The following is a 20,416-nucleotide window of genomic DNA, read 5'->3' on the forward strand; positions in this document are numbered from 1 at the left end:
GGTCATCCCTTCACGGAGCCGGCGGTCATGCCGGCCACGAAGTAGCGCTGGAGGAGGACGTAGGCGATGACCAAGGGGGTCGAGGCCACGATGACCCCCGTGAAGAGCAGGGGGTAGTTGGTCAGGAACTCGCCCTGGAAGTTCAGCAGCGCGAGGGGGAGGGTCGTCTTCGTCGGGTCGTGGATGAAGAGCAGTGGGTAGAGCAGGTCGTTCCACTGGATGACGAACAGGAAGATCGCGGTGGCCGCGAGGGACGGCAGCGAGACCGGCAGCGCGATGGAGCGGTAGGTGCGCCAGGGGCCGGCGCCGTCGACGAGCCCGGCCTCGAACAGCTCGCGAGGCAGGGTGCGCATGAACCCCGTCAGGATGAAGACCGCGACCGGCAGCGCCGCCACGATCTCGATCAGGATCAGCCCGACGCGGCTGTCGAGCAGCCCCAGGTTCTGGAAGAGGACGTACTGCGGAATCATGTTCGACTGTGCGGGAACGGCCATCCCCAGGACGAGGAAGCCGTAGAGCACCCATCCGCGCCACCCGGGGATGCGGGCGAGGCCGTAGGAGGCCAGGCTGCCGATGGCCAGGGTCAGGGCCACCGCGGCGCCGGTCACGATCACGCTGTTGACGAACGCCGTCGACATGCTCGCGTCGGTGAGGACGGTGCGGTAGTTCGTCGGAGCCAGCGACGACGGCAGGCCGAACGGCGAGCGGAACAGCTGCTGCGTGGTCTTGAACGAGCCGGCGACGACGACGACGAGGGGCACGACGATGATGGCGGCGTAGATGCCGAGGACCAGGCGCCGAGCGAGGGAAGCGGCCATGACGACACTCCTTTCAAACGCCGTGCTGGGTGAGTCGCACGGCCCTGCGCTGCAGGAGGCTGACGAGGGCGATGATCGCCATGAACACGATGGACTCCGCTGCCGCGTAACCGAACCGTGAGTTCGTGAACGTCGTGTAGATGCGGGTGGACAGGATGTCGAGGGAGCCCTTCGGGGGGTTGCCGCCGAGGCCCAGGATGAGGTCGAAGGCCTTGAACGACTGGATCGTGGTGTACGCCACGACGATCGCCGTCGCCGGCGCGATGAGGGGCCACGTGACGAAGCGGAACCGCTGCCACTGGCTCGCGCCGTCGAGGGCGGCCGACTCGTAGAGCTCCTCCGGGATCTGCTGGAGGCCGGCGACGAAGATCACCATCAGCTGGCCCGCGTGCGCCCACACCTGTGTCAGCGCGACCCAGTAGATGGCCGTCGAGGCGTTGCCGAGGAAGCTGCTCTTCAACCCGTCCAGGCCGATCCCGCCGAGCACCTGGTTGATGAGGCCGAAGTTGGGGTCGTACATGAACTTCCACACGAAGGCCACCGACACCGACGACAGGATCGCCGGCAGGAAGAACAGGGCCCGGAGGGTCGTGGACGAGCGGGAGTTGCGCTGCAGCAGCACCGCCAGGAGGAGCGAGAGGACGGTCTGGGCGATGACGACCACGAGGAGGAACTTGAGGTTGTTCGTCGCCGCGCCCAGGAAGAGGTCGTCGTTCGTCGCGATGTTCTCGAAGTTCGACGTCCCGACGTTCTGGAAGGCGGCGCTGAAGCCGTCCCAGTCGGTGATGGAGTACTGGAACGCCTGGATCGTCGGCCCGGCGAAGAACACGGCGTAGAGGACGAGCGCCGGGAGGGGGAACAGCCACAGCCCCGGGTGGGTCCGGGCGGCGGCGGATCGGCGCCGCCGCCCGGTGGGGGCCTCGCCGTCGGCGACGCGGCGGGACCTGTCCTGGAGGGTCTCGGTCATCTCACTCCTCCTCCTACTGGCTGCGCTGCTGGTCCACCACGCGCTGGGCGTCCGCGGCCGCGGCGTCGGGCGACTTGCCGCCGACCACCGCGATGCAGGCGCCCTCGACGGCGGAGCGGATGTCGAGGTTGTTGAACTGGAAGCGAGGGGCGAGCAGGGTCTTCTTCTGCAGCCAGGGGGCCAGGGCCTTCAGGTCCGGGTTCGTGTACTCGACGCCCTTGACCGTGACGTGCTGGCTGGTGCCGTTCGCGTACTCCCCCGCGTTCGCCGGCTGGGAGAGGAACTCCAGCCACGCCAAGGCCGCGGCCTGGTGCTGGGAGTGGGTGTTCACGCCGAGGATGAAGGTGGCGTTGTAGATGCCCTCGTACTTCGCCTTGTCGGCGGAGGTCGTGATCGGGGAGATCACGTTCATCGGGAACGTCGCCCCGAGGGCGCGGATGGCCGCGATGTGGTAGCTGCCCGTGGCGAGCATCGCTGCCTTCTTCGTCGCGAAGATCTGCTGGCAGGGCTCGACCGCCGTGCCCGTCGAGTTCGGCTGGAAGTAGGGCTTGAGCTGCTGGTACTGCTTCAGCGTCGTGAGGAACCAGTCGTCGGTGCACTTGTACTCGCCGGACTCGATCTTGGCGCACATGTCGTCGCTCGGGGCGTTGTTCATGACCATCGAGTTGAAGAGCTGGCCCGCGTTGCCGGGGTCGCCCCCGGGCCAGGCGATCGGCACCAGCCCCTGGGACTTGAGCTTGTCGCAGAGGTCGAGGAAGGACTGCCAGTCCTTGGGCGGGGTGCCCCCCGTCGCCTTGCCGATGATGTCCTCGTTCGTCACGGGCATGTTGAAGACGACCTGGTACGGGAAACCGTACTGCGTGCCGTCCTGCTGACCCGCGGTGATGAGCGAGGGCTCGTACTGCTGCACCACCGCCTGCTTCGACATGTCCGAGTACACGCCGGCCTTGACCATGTCGACGAACTGCGCGCCGCGGAAGGCCGTGAAGACGTCACCGACCGAACCGCCCCGGATCCGCTGCAGGGCCGAGGACTGGTAGTCGTTCGAGGGCGAGATGTCCTGGCGCACCGTCACGTCCGGCGTGGCCGACTGGAAGGCCGTGATGAGCTTGGCGAAGACGTCCTTGTCCTCGGCGCGCCAGTGGGCGAAGGAGATCGCCCCCGTCGGCTTCCCGGTCGCGGGGGCCGACGCGGCGCTGGTGGCCCCGGCGGTGCTCCCCGGGCCGGCGCAGGCGGTGAGGGCGGCACCGGCACCGCCGACCCCGAGGAGCTGCAGTGCGGTGCGGCGGCTGAGCGGCTGGCCGAAGGTGTTCTTGTTCATGAGGCACTCCTTGTGGACTCTGCGGTGGCGAACTCGATGACGGGGACACCGAGCCGGTCGGCTGCGGTGCGGAGGGCGGGTCGTACGTCGGTCCAGGCGAGGACCGTGTGGTGCGGGAAGCCGCCGGTGACGAGGGCCTGGACGAACTCCTCCGCGGAGGTGTCCAGGCGAACGGCGGCGGTGTTGCCCTGGAACCGGTTCGGCTCCGGGACCGACTCGCCCGAGGCGAGGAGGAGGCGCAGGCCACCAGCCACCGGGTCCTCGGTGAGGCGTGCCATCACGACCGGGCCGGTGCGGAGCGGGAAGTTCCCGGCGACCCCGATCTTGCGGTTGCAGTGGACGTCCTGACGGGCGTCCGAGGGGTCGGCGGCCAGCGACGTCGCGGCCGCCCCGCAGTGCCAGAGGCGCACGAGGTTGTCGTCGGCCTCGAGGTCGACGGTGTCGACGAGGTAGGTGGTGCCGGAACCGAGCGCCTCCAGCAGCATCATCGTGACCGCCCCGTAGACGTCCCGCTCACACGCCGTGGGGGTGCCGGCGTCGGCGAGCCGCGACAGCGAGGAGCACGGGCAGACGCCGAGCGACGACGGGAACTCGGGCCAGCAGCGGATCGCCATCCCCGAGAGCCCGGAGTCCTCCCCCCAGCTCCGCATCGCCGACGTGACGCCGGCCGACAGCGCCACCTGCGCAGGGTCGAGGGCGGCGAGGGACGGCTGGGCGGCGGTCGCGGCGCGGCGCTCGTCCTCCCGCTGCCCTTCGTCGACCGCTGCGACCCGCTGGAACATGTCCTCGACGGAGATCTCGTCGACCCCGATGCCGAAGAGCTCCTCGAGCAGGGCGGCGTCGTACCGGCTGGGGGTGAACCCGGCGGGCGCGTCGCCCACGAGACCGAGGGTGCGGCCCCGCAGGGACCCGAGGGCGCGCTCGACCGCCTCGGGGTCACCGGCCCGTTCGCCGACGACGTCGGGCAGCGAGGGCGCGGCCGGGAGCTCGCCCGCGAGCGCCCGGGCGAGGGCGTCCCGGACGGCGGGTTCGCCCGGGTCGCCGTGGACGAGGTGAGGTACCCGGCCCGCGTGGACGACGAGGGCGTGCCCGAAGAGGTTCGCGCCGCACAGGCTGTTGAGCCAGAGCCGGTCACCGACCGGGCCGGGCTCCCGGAAGGCCCAGAGCAGGATCGGTACGTCCACCTCGGAGTAGAGGCGCAGCGCGGGGCTGGCGTCGGAGAAGCTGGCGCACACGTTGACGACCAGGTCGACGTCGTCGAAGGAGTGGCCGGCGGCCTCGTCCAGGTCCTCCGGCGTCATGACGAGTCCGGACGGGCCCGTCACCTCGGCACCCAGCGCGACGAGGAGCTCGCGTGCCTGCGCTGCTCGTTCCCTCGCGACGTCGACGGCGAAGGTGGGGCGGGCCGTGGCGACCAGCGCCACCCGGGGGCGGGGAGCGGTCATCGGGACACCCCGGCGTCGACGATCTCGGCCAGCCGCTGCAGGCGGGGCACCGAGACCTGGAGGAGGTCCTCCTCGAGGTCGGCACTCCCGACGACCGAGGCCCACACGGCACGTCCGGCGAGAAAACCCGAGGCACCGGCCTCACAGGCGAGCTCGACGGCCCGCGGGAACAGCTCGGTCGGGACCCCCGAGGAGAGGACGACCCATGGGGAGGCCACGGCCTCGGTGATCTCGGCGCAGGCGCGGCGGATGTCCCCCGCCTCCCCCTCCCCCTTGTACGGCACCTCGGCCTTGTAGAGGTCGGCCCCCAGCGAGCCGAGCTCACGGGCCGCCTCGACGACGCACGCGTTCCAGTCCCAGGCGCGCCCGTCGCGCGGGGCCTTCGCCACCGGCTCGATGATGCTGAGGAGGCCGGCCGAGTGGCAGCGGTCGACGAACCGGCGGACCATGTCGGTGCGCGCGTCCGGGTCGCCGTCGGGACGGTGGATGACGAGGAGCTTCATGGCGACGGCGCCCTGTGCCCGGACCTCGTCGGGGTCGACCGCCTCGTCGATCTCTACGTCGGTCACGTGCTCCCCGTTCCCGGCGATGAAGTGGTCGGCGGCCGCGATGAGCCCACACGAGGGAGCCACGGCACCCTCGGCGACGACCGCGTCGAAGGCGAACTGCTTGTCGACGAGGACGGCACTGGCGTAGGGGCTGAGGATGCGCGTGGCGAGCACCTTGAAGTGCCGCAGCTGGTCGTCGGTGACCGGGGCCGACTGGTGCTCGGCGAACATGGATCGCATCGCCTCGCGCTGGTCGACGGCGAGCATGGCGAAGCCGCCGCCGGGTCTGGTCAGCCGGGACAGGTCCGGCGGGGCGGGGGTCGGTGTCGGGTCGGACACTGGGGGTCTCCTTGCGGACGGGGTCAGGTGAGCGGGACGGTGCCCAGGTGACGGAGCACCCGGTCGTGGGAGGGGATGGCGGAGCGACCGTCGATGCCGGTGCACGACGCCGCCGCCACCGCGTTGGCGTAGCGGAGCGCGTCCTCGAGCGGCACCCCGCGCACGTGGGCCGCGACGAGCGCTCCGTGGAAGACGTCGCCGGCCCCGAGGGTGCTCACCACGTCGGTCGGGACGGCCGCCACGTGGACCACGTCGCCTCCTGGGTCGGCCCCGTAGGAGCCGCGCCCCCCGTCGGTCGCGACCACCCGCCGGGCGCCGAGGGCGTGCGACGCCCGGACGAGCGCCTCGGGCGGCGCATCGCCGTGGTCGCGTCGCAGCGCCGCCACCGTCGGGACGTAGAGGTCCACCCCGCGGGGGCTGAAGTCGGGGATCGGGTTGCCGGCGTCCACCGAGAGAGCCGGTCGGCCGTCCGAGCCCGGGTCGACCAGGGCCCGCACGGCCGCCCATCCCAGGTGGTCGGCGTGGACCCACTCGGCCGCCGCGATGAGGTCGGCGCCGAGGGAGGTGTCGACGGGGGGGCCGGGCCGGGCGCAGATCGCACGGGTGCCGTGGGTGCGGTCGACGACGATGACACTCGCCGCCGACCTCCGGCCGCGGGCCCGGGTGACGCCGGAGACGTCGACCCCCTCGCTCTCCAGCTCGGCGAGGATGCGCTCCCCGTCGAGGTCGTCCCCCACGGTGCCCACGAAGGCGCAGGACACACCCAGTCGCGCGGCGCTCACGGCCGCGGTCGCCGCCGGGCCCCCACCCGCGAAGGTCAGCCCCTCGGCCACGACCCGCTCGTCCGGGCCGGGGTACCCGGCGACGACGGCGATGGAGTCCATGGTGGCCGCACCGACGAACACGGTCGGGGCCTTCCCGTCACGGGCGGCGGTCTGACTCATCGCGGCTCTCCTTCGAGACTCCCCGGTCGGCGGCGACCCGGGCGATGTGGGGAGCCTAACAATGAATGTTGGAAAGTCAACAACTTGTGTCGAGTATTCTTCAGGGAGCCCAGGAGGTGGATCGGTGGACGAGAAGTCGATGCGCTACGTCAGCGCGCCCCGTCGACGGCGGTGGATCCTGGAGCGCCTGCGGGAGACCGGCTTCATCTCCGTGGCCAGCCTCACCCAGGACCTCGCGGTCTCCGACATGACCGTCCGGCGCGACCTGCGCAAGCTCGAGGAGCACGGCGAGGTACGCGTGGTCCACGGCGGGGTGAGCCTCCTCCACGGACCCATGCACAACCCGGCCTTCGCCGCGCGGTCCGGCCTGGAGTCGGCCGCGAAGGCGGCGATCGCCCGGGAGGCCCACGAGTTCATCGGCGCCGAGGACACGGTGGCCCTCGACGCCGGCACGACGGCCTACGCCGTGGCCCGGGCCCTCTCCTCCGACTTCGCCGGCACCGTGGTGACGCCCTCCGTGCCCGTGATCCAGCTCCTGCTCAGCCGGGGGCGCGTGCGGGTGGTGGCCCTCGGCGGCGAGCTCCTCCATGAGAGCCAGGCCTTCGCGGGGCAGATGACGGTCGACGCGGTCAAGGGGCTGCGGGTCGGCACCCTGTTCCTCGGCGCCGCCGCGGTCGACGAGCGCGGGGTCTACGTCGCCACGGACAACGAGCGACCCACGAAGCTCGCCCTCATCGACGTGGCCGACCGGGTGGTCCTGCTCGCCGACCACTCGAAGTTCGCCACGACGGCGCCGGTCCTCCTCTGCCCGCTGGACCGGATCGACGCGCTGGTGACCGATGGTCCGCTGCCGGACGAGACCGAGGCCCTCCTGCGGCACACGTCGACCGCGGTCATCCTCGCGCGCCCGGAGCGGAGCGCCTGAGGGGACGTCCGCGCGACATCGGGCCGCTACGGTGTCCCCTGGTGCTACTTTCACATTTCCGCACATAGGGAGTCGACGATGACGTACACGGACCTCGACGGGCGGGTCGCGCTCGTCACGGGCGGCGCCCGCGGCCTCGGCTACTCGGTCGCGGAGGCGCTCGCGGCCCAGGGATGCCGGGTGGCCCTCCTCGACGTCCTGCCCGACGTCGCCGACTCCGCCGAGCGGCTGGCCGCCGACCACGGGGTCGGGACCACCCACGCCGTCACCGACGTCACCTCCCCGGACTCGGTCGGGACGGCCTTCGCCCACGTCACGGCGACGCTCGGGACGCCGCAGGTACTGGTCACCGCCGCGGGCATCACGGTGTGGAACGACACCGTGGACGTGAGCCCGGAGGAGTGGCGCCGGGTCATGGCCGTCAACCTCGACGGCACCTTCTTCGCGCTCCAGGCCTTCGCCCGCGGCCTCCTCGCCGCCGACCGCCCGGGGAGCGCGGTGCTCGTCGCCTCGATGTCCGGCTCCATCGTCAACCTCCCCCAGCGCCAGGCCTCCTACAGCGCCTCCAAGGCCGCGGTGTCGATGCTGGCCAAGGCCACCGCCGTCGAGTGGGCGGCCCGCGGCATCCGGGTCAACTCCGTCTCGCCCGGTTACTTCCTGTCCCAGATGACCCGGCAGTTCACCGATGCCAACCCCGACCTCGCCGCCCAGTGGGTCGGGCAGATCCCCCTGGGGCGGATGGGCGAGCCCGCCGACCTCCACGGTCTCGTGACCTTCCTCGCCTCCGACGCGTCGGCCTACCTCACCGCCCAGGACCTCGTCATCGACGGCGGGTACACCGCCGTGTGACCGCGGCCGGGCGGCGTCCGGCCCCCTCGGTCAGCGGATCTCCGGGACCAGCCCGCGGTAGGGGTCGAGCCGCTCGTCGTCGGGGTCGATCTCGGTGACGAGGACGTCGTAGCGGGAGAGGGCGAGCGAGCGGAACCGGGACCGGGTCTGGAGCTTGCTGGCGTCGACGGCCAGCACGCAGGTGCGCGCCGCCTCGGCCATCGCCTCCTTCACGGCGACCTGCTCCAGGGTGAGCTCGCTGGTGCCGAACACCGGGTCGACGCTCATCGCGGAGAGCAGGCACAGGTCGACGCTGAACTGCGAGATCGCCTGCACCGCCAGGGACCCGACGAGGCTCTGGTTCTGCTCCTCGCGCTCCCCGCCGGTGAGGTAGGTCCGCACCCCCTCGCGCCCGTGGAGGGCGTGGAAGGCGCCGAGCCCGTTGGTCACGACGGTGACCCGCTGGTCGGTGAGGGCCCCGGCGAGGGCGTGGACGGTCGTGGACGAGTCCAGGGCGACGGTCGCGTCGGCGGGGACGAGGGCGAGGAGCTTCGCCGCGATCTGGCGCTTGGCCGCTGCGTGCTGGTGGCGACGCTGGTCGAAGTCGTCGCCCGCGAGGGCCACGAGGCCGCCGCGCACGCGGCGGGCGACGCCGGCGCGGACGAAGGCGTCGAAGTCCCGGCGGATGGTCATCGGATGCACCCCCCACTCCTGCGAGGCGGTGGCCAGCTCGAGAGCGCCGTCGTGGGCCAGCCGGTCGGCGAGGGCGGCCCGGCGCGCCTCGGCGTCGACGGTTCCGGTGACGGCCACGATCCCTCCCTTCGTCCCGCCCGAGGGTGTTGCCGGGCGGTAGGCCCGATGCTAGCGTGGCTCTGAATGATAGATCGTGCAATATCGCACATCAAGTAACATTCTCAGTCGCCCTCGCCCTCGGGCGACCCCCCGGGCGGCGTGGGCATCCCACAGGAGCGGAGACCGCATGGGCACCGTCGATGACCTCGTCGGCCGGAGCAACCGGCTGGGGGCCGACCCCGGGACGACGAACTACGCGGGGGGCAACACCTCGGCCAGCGGCGAGCTCGTCGACCCCGTCACCGGCGCACCGGCCGAGGTGCTGTGGGTCAAGGGGTCCGGCGGCGACCTCGGCACCCTCACGGCGGCGGGCCTGGCCGTGCTGCGCCTGGACCGGGTCCGGGCGCTCGTCGACGTCTACCCCGGGGTGGAGCACGAGGACGCGATGGTCGCCGCCTTCGACCACTGCCTGTTCGGCCGGGGCGGGGCGGCGCCGTCGATCGACACCGCGATGCACGCCCTCGTCGACGTCGCCCACGTCGACCACCTCCACCCCGACGCCGGCATCGCCCTGGCGACGGCGGCCGACGGCGAGACACTCACGGCGGAGATCTTCGGGGACCGCGTCGTGTGGGTCCCGTGGCGGCGCCCCGGCTTCCAGCTCGGCCTGGACATCCGGGACGTCCAGCGCGCCAACCCCCAGGCCATCGGCTGCATCCTCGGCGGGCACGGCATCACCGCGTGGGGGGCGACCAGCGAGGAGTGCGAAGCCAACTCCCTCACCATCATCCGCACCGCGGAAGCCCACATCGCCGAACACGGGTCCGCGGAGCCCTTCGGGGCCGTGGTGCCGGGGCGCGAGCCACTACCGGAGGCCGAGCGCCGGGCGCGGGCCGCCGCCCTCGCGCCGGTGATCCGCGGGCTCGCGAGCACGGACCGCCGGATGGTCGGGCACTTCACCGACTCCGAGGCCGTCCTGGACTTCATGGCCCGTGAGAAGCTGGCCCCGCTGGCGGCGCTCGGGACCTCCTGCCCCGACCACTTCCTGCGGACCAAGGTCTCGCCGATGGTCCTGGACCTGCCGGCCGCAGCGCCTCTGGAGGAGGTCGTGGACCGCCTGCACGCGCTCCACGCCGACTACCGGCGCGACTACGCCGCCTACTACGCGCGGCACGCGACGGCGGACTCCCCCGCCATCCGGGGAGCGGACCCGGCCATCGTCCTCGTGCCCGGGGTGGGGATGTTCTCGTTCGGCACGGACCAGCAGACCGCCCGGGTCGCCGGCGAGTTCTACGTCAACGCCATCACCGTGATGCGCGGGGCCGAGGCCCTCTCGCGCTACGCCCCGATCGAGGAGTCCGAGAAGTTCCGCATCGAGTACTGGGCGCTCGAGGAGGCCAAGCTGGCGCGCCGGCCGAAGCCCAAGCCCCTCGCCGGGCGCATCGCGATCGTGACCGGCGCCGGCTCGGGCATCGGCCGCGCCATCGCACAGCGGCTCGCGGCCGAGGGGGCCTGCGTGGCCGTCGCCGACCTCGACGGCGAGGCCGCCTCCCGGGTCGCCGGCGAGCTGGGCTCGGCCGACGTCGCCATCGCGGTCACCGCCGACGTCACCGCCGCCGACGCCGTGCAGTCCGCGGTCGAGGCCACGGTCCTCGCGTTCGGAGGCCTCGACCTCGTCGTCAACAACGCCGGGCTGTCGATCTCGAAACCGCTGCTGGAGACCACCGAACGCGACTGGGACCTGCAGCACGACGTCATGGCCAAGGGCTCCTTCCTCGTCTCCCGGGCCGCTGCCCGGGTGATGCTCGCGCAGGACCTCGGCGGCGACATCGTCTACATCTCGAGCAAGAACGCGGTCTTCGCCGGTCCCAACAACCTCGCCTACGGTGCCGCGAAGGCCGACCAGGCGCACCAGGTGCGGCTGCTGGCGGCCGAGCTGGGGCCCCACGGCATCCGGGTCAACGGGGTCAACCCCGACGGCGTCGTCCGCGGCTCGGGCATCTTCGCGGGCGGGTGGGGTGCCGAGCGGGCCAAGGTCTACGGCGTGCCCGAGGAGGATCTCGGCGCTTTCTACGCCCAGCGGACCCTTCTCAAGCGCGAGGTCCTCCCCGAGCACGTCGCGAACGCCGTCTTCGCCCTGACCGCCGGCGAGCTCTCGCACACCACCGGCCTGCACGTGCCCGTCGACGCCGGCGTCGCCGCCGCCTTCCTGCGCTGACATGGACGCCCTCCCGGACGACGCCGCCCCCGTCCGCCCCCGCCGCGCCGGCCCCGTCACGCGCGCCTACGCGGCCGTCGACCTGGGGGCCTCCAGCGGCCGGGTCGTCCTCGGGCTCGTCGACCACGAGGCCGTCACCGTCCACGAGGTGCACCGGTTCCCGAACGTGCCGGTGCAGCAGGACGGCGTCCTCGCGTGGGACGTCGACGCGCTGTTCGCTCAGACCCTCACGGGCCTCGGAGCCGCGGTCGCGGAGTGCGGCCGGCGCGGGGCGCGCCTCGAGGGCGTCGGCGTCGACGCGTGGGGCGTCGACTTCGCCCTCGTCGACGACGAGGGCCGCCGGACCGGCCCGGTCCGCTCGCACCGGGGGGTCGGGGATCCGCGTCCGCTCGTCGCTGCCCGGGGCATCGACGAGTCCGAGGTCTACGCCGCCACCGGGGTCCCCGACCAAGCCATCAACACCTCGGTCCAGCTGGCGGCCGCCGTCGCCGCCGGCGAGCACGCCGGTGACGGGCTCCTCTTCGTCCCCGACCTGTGGGTCCAGCTGCTCACCGGCCAGCGGGGGACCGAGCCCACCATCGCCTCGACGAGCCAGCTCCTCGACCCCCGCGTCGACCGCTGGCTGCCCCAGCTGCTCGAGGCCCACGGGGCGGGCGGCATCCGGATGCCGCCCGTGTCCGAGCTCGGTGCGGTGGCCGGGCGGACGACCCCGGACATCACGGCCCGGCTGGGGCTGAGCGCGCCCGTGCCCGTCATCCGGGTCGCCGGGCACGACACCGCGAGCGCGTTCGCCTTCGCCCGGCCGGTCGAGCGCGGCGCCCGCGTCGAGGGGCTGGTGTCCAGCGGCACGTGGTCGCTGGTCGGGCTCCCGCTGGCCGAGCCGCTGACCATCGAGGAGGCGCTCGCGGCCGGCTTCACCAACGAGCGGGGGGTCGACGGCGTGCTGCTGGTCCGCAACCTCAACGGGATGTGGCTGCTCCAGCAGTGCCTCGCCCACTGGGCCGGCGAGGACGGTGCGCCGGTCCCCCTCGGTGACCTGCTCGCCGCCGCGGGCGCCGGGCCCGGCCACGAGGCCGTGCTCGACGTCGCCGACGAGCGACTGCTGCCGCCGGGGGACATGCCGGCCCGGATCGCGGTGCTCTGCGCGGAGGCCGGCCGGCCGCTGGACGGGTCGCGGGCCGACGTCGTCCGGGCCGTCCTCGACAGTCTCGCCGCGGCGTACGCCGACGCGCTCGGGGAGGCGGCCGCTCTCGCGGGCTGCACGGTCGGCCGGGTGCGCGTCGTCGGCGGCGGGGCGCGCAACGCGGTCCTGTGCCAGCTCACCGCCGACGCCACCGGCCTGCCCGTCACCGCAGGGCCCGTGGAGGCCTCGGCGATCGGCAACATCGCCGTCCAGGCCGTCGTCTCCGGCGCGCGGTCGACGGTCGAGGAGGTCTACCAGGACCTCACCGGCACCGGCTCGGACGCGGTGACCTACCGGCCGCGGGGCGAGCGGCACCACGACGACCACCCCGGAGGGCATCCCGTGACCAGCAGCACCGCGACGACGAGCAGCGCGACCGCAGGCACCGCGAGCGCGCTGGAGGCGCTGGTCCGGGTCTCCCGCGCGGTCGGCGAGCCGCACCGCGACCTCGCCCTCCTCGCCGAGGGGAACACGTCGGTACGCTCGGGGCCGGGCCGGATGCTCGTCAAGGCCTCGGGCTCGAGCCTGCGGACCGCCACGGCTGAGGACTTCGTCGACGTCGACCTCGCCCGGGTGATGCGCCTCGTCGACTCCGAGCATCCTGTGGACGACGACGGCGTGGCCGCCGCGATGCGCGACGCCGTCCCCTCCGGCGGCCGCCGCCCCTCGGTCGAAGCGCTCCTGCACGCGGTGTGCCTCGAGGTGCCGCAGGTGGGGGCGGTCATCCACACCCACCCCGTGGTCGTCAACGCCCTGCTGTGTTCCGACCGGGCCGAGGCCCTCGTCGGGGGCAGCCTCTTCCCCGACCAGGTGGTCGTCCTCGGCCGGCACAACCTCCTCGTCCCGTACGTCGACCCGGGCCTGCCGCTGGCCCGCGAGGTGCTGGCCCGGCTGCGGGCGTTCGTCGCCGAGCACGGCACCCACCCGCGGGTGCTCTACCTGCGCAACCACGGCATCTTCACCCTCGGCGCCGACCCCGACGACGCCTTCGCCGTCACCGAGATGGCGGTGAAGTCGGCCCGGATCCTGCACGGAGCCCTTGCGGTGGGCGCGGCCGTCCCCCTCGACCCGGCCCACGCCGAGCGCATCGACACCCGACCCGACGAGGCGTTCCGGCGGCGGCGGCTCGCCGGGACCGAGGAGGAACAGCCATGAGCACGACCCAGGACCTCACCGGCGCGGTGGCCGTCGTCACCGGCGCGAGCTCCGGCATCGGCCGCTCCTACGCGCGCACGCTCTCGGGGGCCGGCGCGACGGTGGTGCTCGTGGCCCGCAGTGCCGACCGCCTGGCGGCGGTCGCCGAGGCGCTCCCCGGGCCGTCACTGGTCGTCCCCGGCGACGTCTCGGACACCGCGTTCTGCACCGAGGTCGCCGCGCGCACCCTGGCCGAGCACGGCCGCATCGACGTGCTGCTCTCCAACGCCGGCGTCTACGTCCCCGGCCCCTTCGCCGAGACCGACCTCGGGGCACTGCAGGAGCTGGTCGGTGTCAACGTCCTCGGGGCGATGGCCATGGTGCGAGCGGTGCTCCCGGCCATGGTCGAGGCGGGGCACGGCGACGTCGTGATGACCAGCTCGGTCTCGGGCCACCAGTCGATCCACTGGGAGCCGGTCTACTCCGCCTCGAAACACGCCGTGCAGGCCTTCACCCACGGGGTGCGCCGCCAGCTGGTCGGGACCGGGGTGCGGATGGGTGCGATCGCTCCCGGCGTCGTCCTCAACGAGCTCTGGGGGGTGGCGGAGGGCGCCGACGTCGCCGCGGAGGTCGCGGCCGGGCGGGGCATCACGTCCGAGGACGTCGCCGACGCCGTCCTGTGGATGCTGACCCGGCCGCGACACGTCGCCATCCGCGACCTCGTCATCCTCCCCACCAACCAGGAGATCTGAGGGGCGCCCGGGGTCCGTCTCGTCGGTCACAGGCGCGCGGCGCCCCTCCCGCGGAGGAGGAGGCTGGAACCAGCAGCCGCCCACGCGGACGGACTGCGCGGAGGTGTCGGACATGACTGGGACCCTGGATCGGCCGCTCGTCACGGGTCGCGAGCGCTATCCCCTCGCCGCGGACGCGTTCCTGGGCGCGGCCCTGATCTTCCTCGTCGCCGTCGTCGCCCAGGAGGGCATCGCCTACCTGCTGGCGGCCGGAGAGCCGGCGACCTGGACACCGCCGGTATGGCTGGAGGCGATCGGTGCGCTGGGGATGCCGCTGGCCGTCGTCGGCGGCCCGCTGCTCGCCTGGCGGGTCCACGGCCGGCACCTCGGCTGGCGCGAGCTCGTGGCCGCAGTCGTCGGAGCGATGCTCGGCGGTGCCGTGTTCGGGGTCGCGTTCCTCCTCCTCTTCTTCCTCACCCGCCTCGTCCCGGGCCCCGCCGCGAGGGACGAGGGGCCGTGGGCCATGGTCATCGTCGCCGCGCTCGGCGTCGTGGCCTTCCTCTGCCGGCCCGTCATCGTCGCCGTCCGCGACCTCGCCGGGCCGAGGGCGCATCCGCGGCGGCACGGGCTCCGGCTCGTGGTCGTGGTGCTCGGTCTGGCCGCCGTCGTGGCCGGCGTGATGGTCGGCGGCGAGACGGCCGAGCTGGGCATGTTCATGCTGCTGCCGGCGGTCCCGGCCGCGGTCGCCGCGACCGCCATGGACTGGTGGCGCGCCGGGCCGGGGTCCCCCCTCAGTCGGCGAGGAAGTCCCGCACCGCCGCGACGAACCGCCGCGGCTCGGTGGCGTGGACGAGGTGCCCCGCCTCGATGACCGCGAGGCGGCCGTCCGGCAGTGCCTGGACGAGCTCGCGCACGTGCCCCTGGTCGACGTGGCTGGCGGCTCCCCCACCCACGACCAGGGTGGGCGCGACGACCTGCGGCACGAGCTCGCGCCATCCCGGGTGGGGGTCGTCGATCTCGGGCCGCACCTGCTCGACGACGGCCCAGTCGAACGCGAGCTCGCCCGGCGGGCGGCTCGGCGGGGAGGGGGCGCGCGGGTGCGGCATCCCGACGTCCTCCAGAACGAGGCGGCGCACCCGCCCCGGCCGCTCGGCGGCGACCCGGAGGGCCACCAGCCCACCGAGCGAGTGCCCGACGAGGTCGACCGCCGGCTCGTCGAGGACGTCGAGGAGCGCCGCGACGTCGGCAGCCATCAGCGCGGTCGAGTAGCGGCCGGGGCGGTCGCTGTCGCCGTGCCCGCGCAGGTCCACGGCGTGGGTGGTGCGGTGCGCGGCGAGGTCGTGCGCGACGTGGTCCCAGTCGCGCGCGGTCAGCCCGGTGCCCGGCAGCAGCACCACGGGAGGCGCGACCTGCGACGTGCGCGCCACCCGGACGAGCCGCGCGAGGTGCACGCCCCCGCCGACGTCGACCCGCTCCACGCTCGCCATCCTCCCAATCTGCGGTACGGCCCGGTCGCCGGCAAGCGGTCGGGCCGGCGCGGCCGCCGCGCGTGTCAGGCGGGGAAGTCGGGGCCCGCCTCCAGGCGCAGCCGGAGCAGCACGTCCAGGGCCACCGAGTCACCGTCCCGGCCACCCGCTCCGACCTGGAGCGGGGCGTCGCTGGGCTCGACGTGGACGCCGAGCAACCGCCCGCGCAGGCTGGGCGCCGCGACGAGGACGTACCAGCGGCCGTCCGTGCCGACGGCGGCCCGCTGGTCCCGCCGGACGTACCAGCCGACGATGTCGGTGCGCAGGCTCCCGCCGCCGCTGTACGGGAGGGCCCGCAGCCGGGTGGGTTCGACGCCCGCCGAGCGCATCGCCTCGGCGAAGGCCGCCACCATCGGGGCCGTGCGCCGCGCCTCGGCCTCCGCCGCCCGCGCTGCGACCGCGTGGTGGTACTCGGCGTTCTCCCGCGCCTGGCGGCGACGCACCGCGGCCGCGTCCGTGGGCTCGCTCTCCGGGCTCATGGCCCGATCATCGCAGCGGGCGGGGCGGGGCGGAGCCGGCCACGCGCCCGGCGAGGCCCTCTACCGCCCTCGGTGGCTAGCGGCTGCGCATCTCGCGGACGAAGATCCAGATGAGCCAGAGGCCGCCGGTCAGCAGCGTGAGGATCGCGTCGAACGCGAAGTTCAAGAGTCCGTATCGCTTGCGAGCCACGGTGGACCTTCCCGGGTACGTGAAGTGCTCGACCCGCGCCGAGCGTCAGCCATCGTCGCACGTGGCCATCGTCGGGGCCCTCCTCCACCCGGCACGTGCGGACGGGTCGCCGGGATGACGCGGAAGACCGGGAAGGGCGCGGGAGTTTCCCTGCCAGCGGCGAGGTTCCGCGCCGTCCCCGTGACCCGGGCGCCCCGTCAGTCGCCCAGGACGTGGCGGAGGTAGGTGTTGGTGAAGAGCCGGCCGGGGTCGAGACGGTCGCGCACCGCACGCCAGTCGTCGAACCGCGGGTAGAGCGCGCGCAGGCGGTCGGCGCCGAGGGTGTGCAGCTTGCCCCAGTGCGGTCGCCCCTCGTGCTCGGCGACGATGGCCTCGAAGGCCGCGAACAGGCGCGTGCCGTCCATCCGGTGGTACTGGTGCACCGCGACGTAGGCGTTCTCGCGCTGGTACGCGGTCGAGAGCCAGACGTCGTCGGCACCGGTGAACCGCACCTCGACCGGGAAGGGCACCGGCTCGCGGGTGCGCTCGAACCAGCCCCGCAGCTCGCGCAGCACGGGCTCGACGGAGGCCCGTGGCACCGCGTACTCCGACTCGACGAAGCGCACCTCGCGCGACGAGCAGAACACCTTCCACGAGTCGTCGGCGAACTCACGGGCGCCCAGGGCGCGTGCGCTCAGCCGGTTCACCCGCACCACCGTGCCCGGCACCCGCGCGGCCACCCGGTTGACGCCCTCGAACACCCGGTTGGCGAGCAGGTCGTCGTCCAGCCGGGCGCGCCATCGCGGCAGCGGCCCCGGCCCCTCACCCGGCCCGACGACGTCGTTGCGCTTCACCAGCACGCGGTCGGTGTGCGGGAACCAGTGCATGTCGAGGTGGTCGTGCGCGTCGGCCAGCGCGTGGATGCCGCCGAGTACCTCGGTGAACGACTCCCCCGACTCGCGGGCGTGCAGCCGGAAGGACGCTACGCACTGCAGCTCGACCTCGACGACCACCCCGAGCGCGCCGAGCCCCACCCGCGCCGCCTCGAAGACCTCGGGCTGCTCGTCGGCCGAGCAGCGCAGCAGCGAGCCGTCGGCCAGGACCAGCGTGAGCCCGCCCACCGCCGCCGCGATGCCCTGCCGACGCGTGCCCGTGCCGTGGGTGCCGGTGGCGATGGCCCCGCTGATGGTCTGCCGGTCGATGTCGCCCAGGTTGGGCAGCGCCAGGCCGAGGGCCTGCAAGGCGGGGTTCAGCTCGTACAGGGGCGTGCCCGCGGCCACCCGCACCCGCATCCGGTCCCGGTCGACGCCCACGACCCCGCGCAGCCCGTCGACCCGCAGCAACGTGCCGTCGGTGGCGACCAGCGGGGTGAACGAGTGGCCCGCGCCGGCCACCCGCAGCGTGCGGCCGCGGCCCGCCGCGGACCGCACCGCAGCGACCACGCCGTCGACGGTCGACACGTCGGTGACCACGGCCGGATGCGCCACGACGTTGCCGCCCCAGTTGCGCCACGCGGGGGTCATCCGAAGTTCCTCCCCTCGCCGCGGTACGTCGGCACGCTCTCGACCAGCCGGCTCCCGCGCACCAGGTGCAGGGTGTCGAAGCGCTCGAGCAGCTCACCGGCCTTGGCCCCACGCATCCACACCCGGTCGCCGAGCCCGAGGTCGTCGACGTCGCCCTCGACCGGGGTCTGCACCTCGCCGGCCGCCTCGGTGCGCAGCAGCGACAGCCCCGCGCGCACTGGCGAGGGCACCCGCGACCATCCGGGCTCGCCGCTGGCCACGTAGCCGCCACCGCAGGTCGTGACGATTCCGCGGGCCGGGCGCCGCACCACCGGCAGGGCGTACGCCATCGCGGGGCGGGGCGAGAACGCGTCGTAGCCGTCGAACAGGGTCGGCGCGTACAGCCCTGAGCCCGAGGCGAGCTCGGTGACGGCGCTGTCGTCGCCGTAGGTGTGCAGGCTGCCGGTGCCGCCGCCGTTGACGAAGCGCAGGTCGACCTCGGCCCGCACCGCCTCGACCACCGCCGCCCGCCGCCGGGTCAGCTCGTGCACCGAGCGCCGCTTCAGCAGCCGCACCGCGGCGGAGTCGGGCAGCCCCGCCACCTGAGCGTCGTAGAACATCAGCCCCCGCACCTCGAGGCCCACGCCGGTGGCCGCCCGCACCACGGCAAGCGCTTCGGCGGGGGTACGAGTCGGCGACCGGCGCACCCCCAGGTGGGCCCGCCCCACCCGCACGGACGCGTCGACGTCGACCGCCACCCCGACCCCCGACACCGCCGGCCCCAGGGTGTCGCGCAACCACCGGACGTGCTCGACCGAGTCGACCGTCAGGGTCACCTCGCGCCGCAGCCCGGCGTCGCCCGCCACCGTGCGCACCCCTTCGACATCGGCGCTCGGGTAGGCCACGAACACGTCGCGCAACCCCGACCGGACGAGCCACACCGCCTCGGCGACGGCGTACCCCATCACGCCGGCGAACCCCGGGCGGGCCAGCACGTCGGCCAGCACCCAGCGGCAGCGTAGGGACTTCGACGCCACCCGGATGGGGCGCCCGGCGGCCCGGCGCACGAGGTCGGCGGCGTTGGCCTCGTAGGCGTCGAGGTCGAGGACCACGAGGGGCGCGGGCAGGCCGGCCGTCGCGGCGTCCCAGCCGCGGGTCACGTCATCCGGTACCGGGCCCACGAGCCGACCCTAGTGGGATGCTGGTCCCGTGACCGAGGACCTGCGAGGCGCCGTCACCGAGCCGGCCCGGCTCCCCGGGCGGCGGATGCCGCACCGGGCCTGGTCGGTGGCCGCCGTGACGCTGGCCGCGCTGGTGTCCGCGGCCGCCTTCCGCTCCTCCACCGGGGTGCTGCTCGAGCCGGTCGAGACCGAGTTCGGCTGGAGCCGCGCGACCACCTCGGGTGCGGTCAGCCTCAACCTCGTCCTCTACGGCCTCACCGCCCCGTTCGCCGCCGCCTTCATGGAGCGCTTCGGCGTCCGGCGCACCGTGGCCATCGCCCTCGTCGTCGTCGGTACCGCCAGCGGGGCCACGACCGTGATGACCTCCGCGTGGCAGCTCTGGCTGCTGTGGGGGGTCTTCATCGGCATCGGCACCGGGGCCATGGCGCTCGTCCTCGGGGCGGTCGTCGCCAACCGCTGGTTCGAGCGGCACCGCGGCCTGGTCACCGGCATCTTCTCGGCGGCCAACGCCACCGGGCAGCTGGTCTTCCTGCCCGTCATCGCCCGCGCGGCCGACGGCCCGGGATGGCGGTGGGCGGCCGGCATCGTCGCCGTGCTGGCCCTGCTCGTCGCGGTGCTGGTGTCCCTCCTGCTGGTGGACCACCCGAGGGACCGCGGGCTGCTGGCCTACGGCGCCGCCCCCGGCAGCACCCCGGCGGCCCCGACCGCCCCCGCCCAGGCCCCCGCCCGCCGGGCCGTCGCGGTCCTGACCCGGTCCGCCCGGTCCTGGCCGTTCTGGGCCCTGGTCCTCACCTTCTGGGTCTGCGGCTGGTCGACCAACGGCATCATCCAGACCCACTTCGTCCCGGCGGCCCACGACCACGGGATGCCGCCGACGACGGCCGCGGGGCTGCTCGCCGTCGTGGGGATCTTCGACATCGCGGGCACCATTGGCTCCGGGTGGCTCACCGACCGGGTGGACCCCCGGCTGCTGCTGGCCGGGTACTACGCGGGGCGCGGGCTGTCGCTGCTGGCCCTCGACGCCGTCCTGGCCCCCGGCATCGAGCCGGGCATGTGGGTGTTTATCGTCTTCTACGGGCTCGACTGGGTCGCCACCGTCCCGCCCACCATCGCCCTGTGCCGCACGCACTTCGGTGCCGAGGACTCCGGGGTGGTGTTCGGCTGGGTCTTCGCCTCGCACATGGTCGGCGCCGGGGTCGGCGCGAGCGTGGCCGGGGCGGTACGCACCGCCCAGGGCGACTACCACTGGGCCTGGGTCGGCGCCGCGGTGCTGTGCTTCGCCGCCGTCGCCCTGGCGCTGGCCATCCCCCGACGGCCCCGCGCCGAGATGCTCGGCCCGAGCGGCTGACGGCCCCGGCCGCCGCGG

General features: G+C 73.9%; 18 protein-coding genes. 7 read left to right on the plus strand and 11 right to left on the minus strand.

Annotated features, from left to right (window positions below; translation table 11 throughout):
- Positions 1-2: 2 nt before the first annotated feature.
- Genes ATL31_RS05940 through ATL31_RS05965 form a run of 6 tightly spaced genes read right to left on the minus strand, consistent with a single transcriptional unit; the run spans position 3 to position 6,382 of the window.
- A complete protein-coding gene (locus ATL31_RS05940) occupies positions 3-818 on the minus strand; it encodes a carbohydrate ABC transporter permease (RefSeq protein ID WP_101394962.1) in 816 nt (271 codons plus the stop codon).
- Positions 819-831: 13 nt separating this feature from the next.
- Positions 832-1,785 (minus strand): carbohydrate ABC transporter permease, encoded by a 954-nt coding sequence (locus tag ATL31_RS05945; protein ID WP_101394963.1) that lies wholly within the window; start codon positions 1,783-1,785, stop codon positions 832-834.
- A gap of 13 nt (positions 1,786-1,798) precedes the next feature.
- Positions 1,799-3,106, minus strand: a complete 1,308-nt coding sequence (locus ATL31_RS05950) for an ABC transporter substrate-binding protein (RefSeq protein ID WP_101394964.1) — start codon at positions 3,104-3,106, stop codon at positions 1,799-1,801.
- Entirely contained in the window at positions 3,103-4,551 is a 1,449-nt protein-coding gene (locus ATL31_RS05955) for an L-fucose/L-arabinose isomerase family protein (RefSeq protein WP_101394965.1), read from the minus strand. Before ATL31_RS05955 ends, ATL31_RS05950 begins: the two co-directional genes overlap by 4 nt.
- On the minus strand, positions 4,548-5,438 hold the full coding sequence (locus tag ATL31_RS05960) for an aldolase (RefSeq protein WP_281256256.1): 891 nt from the start codon (positions 5,436-5,438) through the stop codon (positions 4,548-4,550). The genes ATL31_RS05955 and ATL31_RS05960 overlap by 4 nt, the downstream gene beginning before the upstream one ends.
- Positions 5,439-5,461: 23 nt before the next feature.
- The gene (locus ATL31_RS05965; RefSeq protein ID WP_101394966.1) at positions 5,462-6,382 is read right to left on the minus strand and encodes a PfkB family carbohydrate kinase; all 921 of its coding nucleotides are present in this window, start codon (positions 6,380-6,382) and stop codon (positions 5,462-5,464) included.
- Between the two features lie 124 nt (positions 6,383-6,506).
- Here ATL31_RS05965 and ATL31_RS05970 point away from each other — a divergent pair, with 124 nt between their 5' ends.
- Both ATL31_RS05970 and ATL31_RS05975 read left to right on the plus strand, forming a co-directional pair.
- Entirely contained in the window at positions 6,507-7,307 is an 801-nt protein-coding gene (locus ATL31_RS05970; protein ID WP_158239792.1) for a DeoR/GlpR family DNA-binding transcription regulator, read from the plus strand.
- A 78-nt stretch (positions 7,308-7,385) separates the two neighbouring features.
- The gene (locus tag ATL31_RS05975; protein WP_101394968.1) at positions 7,386-8,156 is read left to right on the plus strand and encodes an SDR family oxidoreductase; all 771 of its coding nucleotides are present in this window, start codon (positions 7,386-7,388) and stop codon (positions 8,154-8,156) included.
- 30 nt (positions 8,157-8,186) lie between these two features.
- On the opposite strand, the gene ATL31_RS05980 is transcribed toward ATL31_RS05975, so the two are convergent.
- Positions 8,187-8,945 carry a DeoR/GlpR family DNA-binding transcription regulator gene (locus ATL31_RS05980; protein WP_101394969.1) on the minus strand — a complete coding sequence of 253 codons (759 nt, stop codon included), beginning with the start codon at positions 8,943-8,945 and terminating at the stop codon, positions 8,187-8,189.
- 76 nt (positions 8,946-9,021) lie between these two features.
- Between ATL31_RS05980 and ATL31_RS05985 the strand changes: the two genes are divergently transcribed.
- The 4 genes from ATL31_RS05985 to ATL31_RS06000 all read left to right on the plus strand — a co-directional run bounded on the left by ATL31_RS05985 (position 9,022) and on the right by ATL31_RS06000 (position 15,064).
- The gene (locus ATL31_RS05985) at positions 9,022-11,145 is read left to right on the plus strand and encodes a bifunctional aldolase/short-chain dehydrogenase (RefSeq protein WP_425440324.1); all 2,124 of its coding nucleotides are present in this window, start codon (positions 9,022-9,024) and stop codon (positions 11,143-11,145) included.
- Between the two features lies 1 nt (position 11,146).
- Complete coding sequence (locus ATL31_RS05990; protein ID WP_101394971.1) at positions 11,147-13,483, plus strand: FGGY-family carbohydrate kinase; 2,337 nt, start codon at positions 11,147-11,149, stop codon at positions 13,481-13,483.
- Positions 13,480-14,214 (plus strand): SDR family oxidoreductase, encoded by a 735-nt coding sequence (locus ATL31_RS05995; RefSeq protein ID WP_101394972.1) that lies wholly within the window; start codon positions 13,480-13,482, stop codon positions 14,212-14,214. The genes ATL31_RS05990 and ATL31_RS05995 overlap by 4 nt, the downstream gene beginning before the upstream one ends.
- A 112-nt stretch (positions 14,215-14,326) precedes the next feature.
- Positions 14,327-15,064, plus strand: coding sequence for a hypothetical protein (locus tag ATL31_RS06000; RefSeq protein ID WP_101394973.1), 738 nt, complete (start codon positions 14,327-14,329; stop codon positions 15,062-15,064).
- Here the strand turns inward: ATL31_RS06000 and ATL31_RS06005 are convergent.
- From ATL31_RS06005 to ATL31_RS06020, 4 genes are all read right to left on the minus strand, one after another.
- Positions 14,985-15,680, minus strand: a complete 696-nt coding sequence (locus ATL31_RS06005; RefSeq protein ID WP_101394974.1) for an alpha/beta fold hydrolase — start codon at positions 15,678-15,680, stop codon at positions 14,985-14,987. The genes ATL31_RS06000 and ATL31_RS06005 overlap by 80 nt on opposite strands.
- Positions 15,681-15,745: 65 nt before the next feature.
- Positions 15,746-16,198 carry a hypothetical protein gene (locus ATL31_RS06010; protein ID WP_101394975.1) on the minus strand — a complete coding sequence of 151 codons (453 nt, stop codon included), beginning with the start codon at positions 16,196-16,198 and terminating at the stop codon, positions 15,746-15,748.
- A gap of 387 nt (positions 16,199-16,585) precedes the next feature.
- The gene (locus tag ATL31_RS06015) at positions 16,586-17,890 is read right to left on the minus strand and encodes a D-arabinono-1,4-lactone oxidase (RefSeq protein ID WP_101394976.1); all 1,305 of its coding nucleotides are present in this window, start codon (positions 17,888-17,890) and stop codon (positions 16,586-16,588) included.
- On the minus strand, positions 17,887-19,050 hold the full coding sequence (locus tag ATL31_RS06020) for an alanine racemase (RefSeq protein WP_211283970.1): 1,164 nt from the start codon (positions 19,048-19,050) through the stop codon (positions 17,887-17,889). Before ATL31_RS06020 ends, ATL31_RS06015 begins: the two co-directional genes overlap by 4 nt.
- 28 nt (positions 19,051-19,078) lie before the next feature.
- Here ATL31_RS06020 and ATL31_RS06025 point away from each other — a divergent pair, with 28 nt between their 5' ends.
- On the plus strand, positions 19,079-20,398 hold the full coding sequence (locus tag ATL31_RS06025) for an MFS transporter (protein ID WP_245861974.1): 1,320 nt from the start codon (positions 19,079-19,081) through the stop codon (positions 20,396-20,398).
- Positions 20,399-20,416: the final 18 nt, after the last annotated feature.

This window comes from Phycicoccus duodecadis (genome assembly GCF_002846495.1).
Taxonomy (GTDB): Bacteria; Actinomycetota; Actinomycetes; order Actinomycetales; family Dermatophilaceae; genus Phycicoccus; species Phycicoccus duodecadis.